12 protein-coding genes are annotated in these 9252 nt (G+C 65.8%); 3 read left to right on the top strand and 9 right to left on the bottom strand.

Annotated features, from left to right (window positions below; translation table 11 throughout):
* Both ACRDU5_RS23735 and ACRDU5_RS23730 read right to left on the bottom strand, forming a co-directional pair.
* On the bottom strand, positions 1 to 97 hold a 97-nt coding region (locus ACRDU5_RS23735; RefSeq protein WP_526617438.1), incomplete at its 3' end, for a DUF5302 family protein.
* Between the two features lie 52 nt (positions 98 to 149).
* On the bottom strand, positions 150 to 593 hold the full coding sequence (locus tag ACRDU5_RS23730) for a PPOX class F420-dependent oxidoreductase (RefSeq protein ID WP_526617437.1): 444 nt from the start codon (positions 591 to 593) through the stop codon (positions 150 to 152).
* Between the two features lie 66 nt (positions 594 to 659).
* Between ACRDU5_RS23730 and ACRDU5_RS23725 the strand changes: the two genes are divergently transcribed.
* Positions 660 to 1181, top strand: coding sequence for a DUF1697 domain-containing protein (locus tag ACRDU5_RS23725; protein WP_526617436.1), 522 nt, complete (start codon positions 660 to 662; stop codon positions 1179 to 1181).
* Positions 1178 to 2005 carry a class I SAM-dependent methyltransferase gene (locus ACRDU5_RS23720; protein WP_526617435.1) on the top strand — a complete coding sequence of 276 codons (828 nt, stop codon included), beginning with the start codon at positions 1178 to 1180 and terminating at the stop codon, positions 2003 to 2005. Before ACRDU5_RS23725 ends, ACRDU5_RS23720 begins: the two co-directional genes overlap by 4 nt.
* 3 nt (positions 2006 to 2008) lie before the next feature.
* Here the strand turns inward: ACRDU5_RS23720 and ACRDU5_RS23715 are convergent, their stop codons facing one another.
* On the bottom strand, positions 2009 to 2374 hold the full coding sequence (locus ACRDU5_RS23715) for an Rv1152 family transcriptional regulator (RefSeq protein WP_526617434.1): 366 nt from the start codon (positions 2372 to 2374) through the stop codon (positions 2009 to 2011).
* A 36-nt stretch (positions 2375 to 2410) separates the two neighbouring features.
* Between ACRDU5_RS23715 and ACRDU5_RS23710 the strand changes: the two genes are divergently transcribed.
* Entirely contained in the window at positions 2411 to 3124 is a 714-nt protein-coding gene (locus ACRDU5_RS23710) for an SIR2 family NAD-dependent protein deacylase (protein WP_526617433.1), read from the top strand.
* Between the two features lie 61 nt (positions 3125 to 3185).
* On the opposite strand, the gene ACRDU5_RS23705 is transcribed toward ACRDU5_RS23710, so the two are convergent.
* The 6 genes from ACRDU5_RS23705 to ACRDU5_RS23680 all read right to left on the bottom strand — a co-directional run.
* Entirely contained in the window at positions 3186 to 4043 is an 858-nt protein-coding gene (locus ACRDU5_RS23705; protein WP_526617432.1) for a hypothetical protein, read from the bottom strand.
* A gap of 44 nt (positions 4044 to 4087) precedes the next feature.
* The gene (locus ACRDU5_RS23700; RefSeq protein WP_526617431.1) at positions 4088 to 4741 is read right to left on the bottom strand and encodes a class I SAM-dependent methyltransferase; all 654 of its coding nucleotides are present in this window, start codon (positions 4739 to 4741) and stop codon (positions 4088 to 4090) included.
* Positions 4738 to 5433 (bottom strand): TetR/AcrR family transcriptional regulator, encoded by a 696-nt coding sequence (locus tag ACRDU5_RS23695; RefSeq protein WP_526617430.1) that lies wholly within the window; start codon positions 5431 to 5433, stop codon positions 4738 to 4740. The genes ACRDU5_RS23700 and ACRDU5_RS23695 overlap by 4 nt, the downstream gene beginning before the upstream one ends.
* Before the next feature lies 1 nt (position 5434).
* Positions 5435 to 7717, bottom strand: coding sequence for an MMPL family transporter (locus ACRDU5_RS23690; RefSeq protein ID WP_526617429.1), 2283 nt, complete (start codon positions 7715 to 7717; stop codon positions 5435 to 5437).
* A gap of 161 nt (positions 7718 to 7878) precedes the next feature.
* On the bottom strand, positions 7879 to 8526 hold the full coding sequence (locus ACRDU5_RS23685; protein ID WP_526617428.1) for a TetR/AcrR family transcriptional regulator: 648 nt from the start codon (positions 8524 to 8526) through the stop codon (positions 7879 to 7881).
* Positions 8523 to 9252: hypothetical protein (locus ACRDU5_RS23680; RefSeq protein WP_526617427.1), on the bottom strand; the 730-nt coding region annotated here is incomplete at its 5' end. The genes ACRDU5_RS23680 and ACRDU5_RS23685, both read right to left, overlap by 4 nt.

Here is a 9252-nt window from a genome sequence, read left to right as displayed (position 1 = left end):
CGTCTTTGTGATCGGCACCGCCGGCCGACTTCGCCTTCTTTCGGTCCAGCGCCTCCCGGAACTTTCGTTTGGTGTCGTCTTCCGGTGCTTTGGCCATAGCCGCAGCCTAGCGCGGCGCACCCGGCGGCGTCGCGGCCTTTTCCACGCGCTCAGCGCATCCCCGGCGGCATGCCGTACAGGTGCGAGATCTGCAAGGTCATCACCACCCGGCGGTCGTCGACCATCGCGCGCCGGTAGTCATCCCAATCCGGGTGTTCACCGGCGATGTTGCGGTACAACGCAATCAGCGCTTCGACGGTGTCGTCGTCCGGTGCTGCGGCGGGCGGGGTGAGGATGGCGTTTCCCTCCGCCACCGCATAGGACCAGCCGTCGTCGCAGCTGACGTGCAGTGACGCCCTGGGGTCGTGGCGCAGGTTGCGGGTCTTGGCCCGGGGCTCGGTGATCGACGCCTGGATGGCGAGGTTGCGCGGGTCGAAGTGATACGACACGTTCGACAGCTGCGGCCGGCCGTCCTGCTTGATGGTGGCCAGGACACCCAGTGAGTTATTGCTGATCACTGCGAGCAGCTTGTCGTCGAACACCTGGCGCGTCATTCCTCGAGCCTACGTCTCTAGGATCGAACCAATGACCGTGATCGACGGCAAGCTGGAGTTCGGCGAATGACCCGGTACGCGGCGTTCCTGCGCGGGGTCAACGTCGGCGGGGTCAACCTCAAGATGGCCGAGGTGGCCGCCGCGTTGGAGAAGGCCGGCTTCACCGGCGTCCAAACCATTTTGGCCAGCGGCAATGTGCTGCTGGAGAGCCGTTCGGGCGTCGACGCCGTGCGGAAGAAGGCCGAGAAGACACTGCGCGACGAGTTCGGCTACGACGCGTGGGTGCTCGCCTACGACCTCGACACCGTGCGGGCGATCTCAACGGCCTACCCCTTCGAGCGCGAAGTCGAAGGCAAGCACAGTTACGTCACGTTCGTCACCGACAAGAAGGTGCTCGATGAACTGGCGGAGCTGGCCAAGCAGGCCGGCCCCGACGAAAAGATCAAGCGCGGCAAGGGCGTGATCTACTGGCAGGTCCCCAACAAGGGCACCCTGGACACCACCATCGGCAAGACGATGGGAAAGAAGCGCTACAAGTCGTCGACGACAACCCGAAACCTGCGCACGCTGGACAAGGTGTTGCGATGAGCGCCAAGGCAGACGGCACCGCCCTCACCGGCGTTTCCGAGACCGCGCTTCTGACCCTGCTGGTACGAGCCACCGAGGCGCGCAGGCCGGACTCCATCATCGACGATCCGATGGCGATCAAGCTGGTGGACGCCATCGACTTCGATTTCGCCAAGTTCGGGTTCACCCGCCGCCAGGACATGGCGATGCGCGCGCTGGCATTCGACAACTACACGCGGCGCTACCTCACCGACCATCCATCGGCCACCGTCGTCGCGCTCGCCGAGGGGCTGCAGACCAGCTTCTACCGCCTGGACGCGGCGGGCATCGGCAACCAATTCCGCTGGCTCACAGTCGATCTGCCACCGATCATCGAACTCCGCCGGCGACTCTTGCCGCATTCTGGTCGCGTGTCGGTGTGCGCGCATTCGGCGCTGGACTTCGGCTGGATGGACCGGGTCGACACGACCGACGGGGTATTCATCACCGCCGAGGGTCTGCTCATGTACCTGCAGCCCGAGGAGGCGCTCGGGCTGATCACCGAATGCGCCAAGCGCTTCCCCGGTGGCCAGATGATGTTCGACCTGCCGCCGGCCTGGTTCGCGGCCTGGGCACGCCACGGCATGCGGACCTCGCTGCGTTACCGGGTGCCGCCGATGCCGTTCACCCTGTCCGTCGCGGAGGTCGCAAATCTCGCCAATACCGTTCCGGGCATTCGCGCCGTGCATGATCTGCCGATGCCCGCGGGCCGTGGCAAAGTGCTCAACGCGCTGATGTGGACGGCGCAGCGACTTCCACTGCTGGATCCGGTCCGGCCCGTTTTCACACTGCTGGAATTCGGCTAGCAGCTAGCCGAACGCCGACGACACGTATCGCAGCGCCTCGTCCTTACCGATGCCAAGAGCCTTGGCCGCCGTCACATAGCTGTGCGCGGCGGTCGCCATCGCGGCGTCGGCGGGATCGGCACGTGCGACGAAAGTGCCGAAACGGCCACGGGTTTCGAGGATCCCCGCCGACTCCAACTCGCGATAAGCGCGGGCAACCGTGTTCACCGCCAGGCCCAACTTCGCGGCCAGTTCACGAACCGTCGGCAGCCGTGTGCCCGGCGACAGCCGGCCGTCCCGACTGCCGTCGATGATCTGAGTCCTGAGCTGGTCGAACAGGGGTTTGTTCGCGTTCGGATCAACCTGCACCCATTCCCCCAACTCGGCCACCTGCCTAGTATCGCGCAGACCCGCTAGTTTGGTGATGTGCAAGTGACGGTGCTCAGCGGGGCGGGCATCTCCGCCGAGAGTGGGGTCCCGACATTCCGCGACGTCGAGACCGGGCTGTGGGCCAAGGTCGACCCGTACGAGATCTCCAGCACACAGGGCTGGCAGCGGCACCCGGAGAAGGTGTGGGCGTGGTACCTGTGGCGGCACTACCTCATGCAGTCGGTCCAGCCCAACAACGGCCACCTCGCCGTCGCCGCGTGGCAGGACCACGCCGAGGTGCACGTCGTCACTCAGAACGTTGACAACCTGCACGAACGGGCCGGCAGCCAACGCGTCTATCACCTGCACGGCAGCCTGTTCGAATTCCGTTGCGACCGTTGTGAGTCCGAGTATCAGGATCATCTGCCAGACATGCCCGAACCCGTCGAGGTCGCGCCGCCGCCACAGTGCGAATGCGGCGGGCTGGTCAGGCCCAATGTGGTGTGGTTCGGTGAGCCGTTGCCCGACTCCGCGTGGCAGAACTCCGTCGATGCGGTGGGCAACGCCGACGTGGTGGTCGTGGTGGGCACGTCGTCGATCGTCTACCCCGCCGCTGGACTACCGGAATTGGCACTGGCCAACGGCATTCCGGTGATCGAGGTCAACCCCGAACGGACCCCGCTGTCGGATGTCGCGACGGCCACGGTGCGGGAAACCGCTGCCGGCGCACTGCCGGGGCTGTTACAGCGTCTGCCTGCCCTGCTCGGCTAGGCCGCCGTCAACTCTCGATTCTGTAGTTACCGTGCTGGTTACTCGGACTTTTTCGCGCCAGCTACAGAATTGGCGGCTTCCAGCCGCGGGACACCAGCGCCGTCCTTATCCGCTCGACGACGTCCTCTGCGTGGTCCTCCTTGATTACGCGGATCACCTTCCACCCCATGCGCTCTAGCTTCGGCATCACCCGGATGTCCTTGACGTACTGCTTGCGATCGGTTCGATGTTGATCCCCGTCGTACTCGGCGGCCACTTTGAAATCCTCCCAGCCCATATCGAGCCAGCGGACCACACGGCCATGGTTCTCTACGACAGGAATCTGGGTGGTTGGGCGAGGTAATCCCGCATCGACCACCAACACCCGCAGCCACGTCTCCATCGGCGACGCTGCGCCGCCATCGACGAGCGGCAAGGCTTCACGCAGCTGAGGCAACCCACGGGCACCGCGGTAGCGCTTGGCGAGCAACCATACGTCTTCGAGGGAAAACGGCGACGACCACATGAGGGCATCGAGACGTGCTATCGCATCGTCACGCGGCAGGTGCCGGCCCAGGTCAAACGCGGTTCGCGCCCGCGTGGTTACCGGAATGCCGGCGATACGGGTGATCTCATCGTCGGCGAAACGTTCGTCGCGTGCGATCAAGCCGCGCGGTGGCCTGCTGTTAGACCAGAGCAGCTCGATCGTGATGTCATCGTCGATCCACGATGCGCCGTGCAATGCAGACGCGGCCACCCCTGCGATCACTCCTCGACGGTCGGACCGCAACCACGCGCCTGCGATCCGGTCGCGAAGTGATACGTCGTGGCCCTTGGGAACGTAGACATCGCGGAAGATTCGCCGATGCCAACGCCGCAGCTCGTATTCATTGAGCATGCCTTGCGCGACCGCTTCGCTGCCCACAAACACGTTCCTCATAGCGAGATGGTGTCAGCGGACGCCGACAAGCTATCGCCGCTGCGCTAGGCCCCGGGCTTCACCGCGCGACCGATGGTGTACTCCGCCACCGGCGTCGGAAACCATGCCGGAAGCGCGGGCTCACGGCGCACGGCCCCCACCTCGAAGCCCGCGCCCACGATTGATGCTTCGGTGTCACGATGCGTGTGGCAGTTGCCCATCAGCCGGGGCCATACGGTGGCGTCGGCGAATCTCTGCAGCCGCCCGCGAAAACCGCCGTTGGCGACGTGCTCGAGGTAACGCAGCTCGCCGCCGGGGCGCAAGAACGAATGCAGTTGTCGCAGAACGCCGTCCGGGTCGTCCACCGAGCACAGCACCAGCGAACACACGACGGCGTCGAACGGCTTCCCCCGGGGATCCTTCGCGAACTTCTCAACGGTGCCGGTGCTCACCGTCACCGGAAAGGTCGCTCTTTCTGCGGCTTCGCGAGCCAGCGGGGCCAGCCGTCGCTCCGGTTCAACGGCGACCACCTCGGTCACCGTCGGCGGATAGAACGCGAAGTTGGTCCCGGTCCCCGCGCCGACCTCCAGTACCCGGCCGGACAGGCCTGCCAGGTTCTCTCGCCGCAGCCGCTGGATCTCCTCGGTTTCGTGGTTGGACAAAAAGGTCCACAGCCGTGCGAAGAATGGGTTGTCTGTGGTGTCGCTGGTGTCGCTCACGAATTCCTCTCGGGCGGTTGGCGGTTGAGCAACCAGTTGACGGTCTCCTGCGGTGTTGCGTCGTCGCCGACGAGCCCGAGCACGATGTGGCCGCAACATACGGCCGACAAGGTCTGGTCGACGAACTCCTCGACGTCACCCCAGGGCAGATACGGGCGCGAGATCAGCAGCGCCGCCACGCCGTGCGCGGCGGTCCACAATTGCAGCGCGGCCGTGGTGGGATCGCCCGGGGCATAGATGCCCTCTTCCATCAACGACTCCACCGACTTGCGCATGTGCAGGAACGCCGAGCTGTTCAGTGTGACGTCGACGTCGCTCCCGGGCCTGCCCTCGCCCATGGTGGCGATCCGGTACAACTCCGGGGTCTGCATGGCGAAGCGGACATAGGCCAGGCCCTGCGCACGCAGCAGTTCAATGGTGGACGGCTGATCGGCCGCGACGCGCTGCATCTCCTCGTCGAGCTTTTCGAAGTACCGTGCGCACACCGCATCGAGCAGCGCGTCCTTGTCGACGAAGTGCAGGTAGATCGACGGCGGTGTGACGCCGACCCGCTGCGCGACCGAACGGATCGACACCGCCTTGGCGTGCCCGGTTTCCAGCAGCAGCTCGGTGGTGGCGTCGAGGATTTCGTCTCTGAGCTGCTCACCGGAGCCGCGCGGGGCGCGCCTGCGACGCAATGGCTGGGTTACCACGTCAACCAGTGTCCGTCACCGAGACCGCGACCCGCTCCCGTTTCTCCGCGGGAGGAATCAGGTCGTCGGTCGACTCGCTGATGCCGATGCGTTCGTGCAGTCGGGCCAACGGCTTGGGCGCCCACCAGTTCCAGCGGCCCAGCACGTGCATGAAGGCCGGCACCAGCAGCATCCGCACCAGGGTGGCGTCGACGAGGATCGCCAGTGTCAGGCCGACGCCGAACATCCGCATGAATGCCACCTGGGCGGTGATCAATGCGGCGAACGAGATGGACATCACCAACGCGGCGGCGGTGATCACGCGGCCGGTACGGGCCAGGCCCAGCGCAACGGCTTCGTCGTTGTCGTCCCGCGTCTTGCCCTGCCGGGACAGCCAGTATTCGCGGATCCGCGACACCAGGAACACCTCGTAGTCCATCGACAGGCCGAACGCGATGCAGAACAGCAGCACCGGCATGGTGGCCACCAACGTTCCGGTTGCCGTGGTACCCAGCCCGCCGAGATGACCCTCCTGGAAGATCCATACCAGCGCACCGAACGCGGCGGTCAACGACAACACGTTGAGCACCAAGGCCTTCAGCGGCAAAACGATGCTTCCGGTCAACAGGAACAGCAGCACGAATGTGATCGCCGCGATCACCGCCAGCACGACGGGGATCCGTTCGGTGATCGCCACTGAGCTGTCGCGGTTGACCTGTGCGACGCCGGTCAACTGCACCTGCTTGCCGTCGGGCGGGTTCACCGCCTGCAGCCGGTCGAGCTGCGCCGCGGAGGCGTCGGAGAACAGGGGCGCGTCGCTGCCAACGGTCAGAAACGCGCTGCCGTCCGTCAGTCCGGTTGCGCCCGTGGGCGGACCGGCCGGTGCGCCACCGACGAACGTGCCCGTGGGTGAGGACACCGAGGACACGTCGGGGACCTGGGAAAGCTGGGCGGCATAACGGCCGAGTGCCTCGGGCGTCACCCCTGTCGCGTCGGGGAGCACCACCCTTACGTTGCGTGCCGAGTCGACGGCGAAGTCATTGCGCAGCTGGTCGCCGACCTGGCGGGCGGACAATGATTCGGGCAACACGCGGTCATCGGGGAAGCCCCATTTCGCACCGAGGAACGGCGCGCCGAGCAAAAGCAATAGCGCAACGATCGCGACGCCGATCGGAATCGCACGGCGGGTAACGAGTTTCGCGGACCGATACCAGAATGTCGCTTCGACCGGTTTGGCGACCGGCTCCGGTCGTCCGAACACGCGGCGCAGCAGGCGACGCACATCGAGTGAGTCCAGCCTGTCCCCGAGCAGCACGATCGCGGCCGGTGCCACCACGATGGCCGCGACGGCCGCGAACGCGACCACCGCGATGCCCGCATAGGCGAAGGACTTGAGGAAGTACATCGGGAACAGCACCATCGCCACCATCGACAGCGCGACCGTCAACGCCGAAAACAGCACGGTGCGGCCGGCGGTGGCCATGGTGCGGATGAGGGCCTCATCGCGCCCGGATCCGGCCGTCAGCTCGTCCCGGTACCGGCTGACGATCAGCAGCGTGTAGTCGATCGCCAGCGCGAGGCCCATCGCGACGGTCAGATTCAGCGCGAAGATCGACACGTCGGTGAAGTAGGTGATCGCGTGCAGCACCGACATCGATCCCAGGATCGCGAAGGCTCCGACCGCCAGCGGCACCGCCGCGGCAAGCAGGCCGCCGAACACCCACATCAGCACCAGGAAGCTGAGCGGAATCGCGATGGATTCCATTAGCAGCAGGTCTTTTTCGCTTTGGCCGTTGACCTGCACGTAGGTCATCGCCTCGCCGCCGGCACGCACGGTGACACCATCTCGGTCGTGTACCAGTCGTTCGGTCAGCTCCTTGGTGTATATCTGCGCATCGCTCTCGCCGCCGGTGATGCCCGCGACGATCAGCCCGGTCTTGCCGTCCTTACTGACCAGTGCTGGCGCGGCCGACGACGGCGCTGTCCATGCGGAGGTCACCTCGCCCACGTGCGGCGACGCCTGCAACTGCGCGGCGATGTCGGTGCCGACCGATCGGGCCGCAGCACTCTGCGCGCCGGCATCCGAGGTTACGGTGATCAGCAGGTCCATATCGCCCTGGTCGAACTTGTCGACCAACAGCTTGGTGGCCTGGGCGGACTCCGACGTCGGATCCTGCATGCCACCCGCGGACAGGCTCTTGGTGACCGGGATGCCGAAGATGGCTGTCGCCACCATCACCAGCAGCGCGATGACGATGATCCGCTTCGGCGCGGCAATGGCCAGCCGGGCGATTCGTTGCAGCACGTTGCATCCTTCCGCAGAGCCCACCGGGGATATCAGCGATAACTTATCAACGATAACTCAGCTGCGTCAACGCGTCACTCCAACCGATGATTACGGCAATGAGCCGTGGAATGTTCACCGCCGCGGCCGTTCACAGGGTCTTCCCAGGCGGCGTGGCGTCGTCAATCGGTGAAGAACTCGCCGTCGAACGCGGCGAGCAGGACATCGACCGCCGCACGCATGTGACCGCTGGGCATGCCGTGACTGAGTAGACCCACCCCCATCGCCGAACCGATGAAGGCGATCAGCATGTCGTTGTCCTGGCTGGTGGGTGGAATCTCCCCGCGCTCACGGGCACGATCGAACATCTGGTGCAGCGCGTCGTACAGTCGGCTGCCTTCGGCCTGTAGGGAGGACAGCAGGTCAGGATGGCGGCGAAGCTCGATGGGTATGGACGCCAGGAACGGAGTGATCGCCGGGTGGCGTTCATGGGCACGCACCGACGCGCGGAAGATGGCGGCGATCTGTTTCCTGAGGGTGTCCGCGGACGCGATGGCCGCCAGATACTCGGGGAGCAGCTCGGCTTGCGCCGCATCGAAGGCCGCCCGGTAGAGGTCCTTCTTCGACCCGAAGTACTGGTAGATCGATGAATGATTGATTCCGGCCGCCTGCGCGATCTCGGTCATCCGCGCGCCGGCGTAACCACGGTCACCGAACTGGATTTGGGCGGCGTCGAGCAGACGGGCCACCGTCTCTTCCCCCGAACTGCCCGGTGGTCGCCCGATCTTGGCCGAGCGTCGCCGCCGTGCCCGCGACGCCGCCTGCGTCACCGCACAACCCGACTACTAGGCCGGCTCTCGGCGCGCGCGTCGTCCGGCACCCGCCGCGCCGCATACCGCGCGTAGCACGCCAACACCACCAGCGCGGTCAAGGCCAACGTCACGATGACGATCTGGCCCGCCGGGACTGGCCGGGCGGCGAAGTTGGCGGCGGTGATGATGCCGTATCCGACGACATGGATGCCCAGTAGGGTCCAGCCGGCCCGGTCCAAACCGACCGGTCGCTTGTCGGCGAACAGGAACACCACACAGACGAGCACCGCGACCGCCAGCACGAACGGATAGTGCGGAAGGTCCAAGCCGATCGCGATGCCGATCGGAAAGCTCAGCAGCATCCCTCCGGTGTTCACCAGCAACCCGATGAGCACAGGGACACCCAGCAGTGTCACCCACGGTGCACGTCGGGCGGCGGCGATGTCGGCGGGAGTGGCGGCGCGGCGGCGTTCCCACTGCCATACAAGCCACATCAGCAGGGGTGGCCAGGTCATCTGCCAAATAGCCTCGGCCATCGGCCAGCCGTACCAGTACCGGAACATGTGCCGCCCGCCGATCGTCCAGTCCAGCCACTCCCACCACCGCACTCCCGGCAGCGGTCCGGTCAGCCCGTAGGGCGCGTCGACGAGCACGGTGAATACTCCCGCCGACACGGCGCGGGCCAGGATTGAGCGGATGCCGAACGCCTCGACGAGTTTGAATCCCAGGAACATGATGGTCGGG

Origin of the sequence: Mycobacterium sp. (genome assembly GCF_050701515.1) — a bacterium.
Classification (GTDB): Bacteria; Actinomycetota; Actinomycetes; order Mycobacteriales; family Mycobacteriaceae; genus Mycobacterium.
The sequence above is the reverse complement of the archived record's forward strand: the minus strand, read 5'-3'. Positions and strand labels throughout refer to the sequence as shown.

Excerpts from the sequence above, each read along its gene's own strand:
- ACRDU5_RS23730 (WP_526617437.1), bottom strand. The coding sequence starts at position 593 with ATGACGCGCCAGGTGTTCGACGACAAGCTGCTCGCAGTGATCAGCAAT.
- ACRDU5_RS23725 (WP_526617436.1), top strand. The coding sequence starts at position 660 with ATGACCCGGTACGCGGCGTTCCTGCGCGGGGTCAACGTCGGCGGGGTC.
- ACRDU5_RS23720 (WP_526617435.1), top strand. The coding sequence starts at position 1,178 with ATGAGCGCCAAGGCAGACGGCACCGCCCTCACCGGCGTTTCCGAGACC.
- ACRDU5_RS23705 (WP_526617432.1), bottom strand. The coding sequence starts at position 4,043 with ATGAGGAACGTGTTTGTGGGCAGCGAAGCGGTCGCGCAAGGCATGCTC.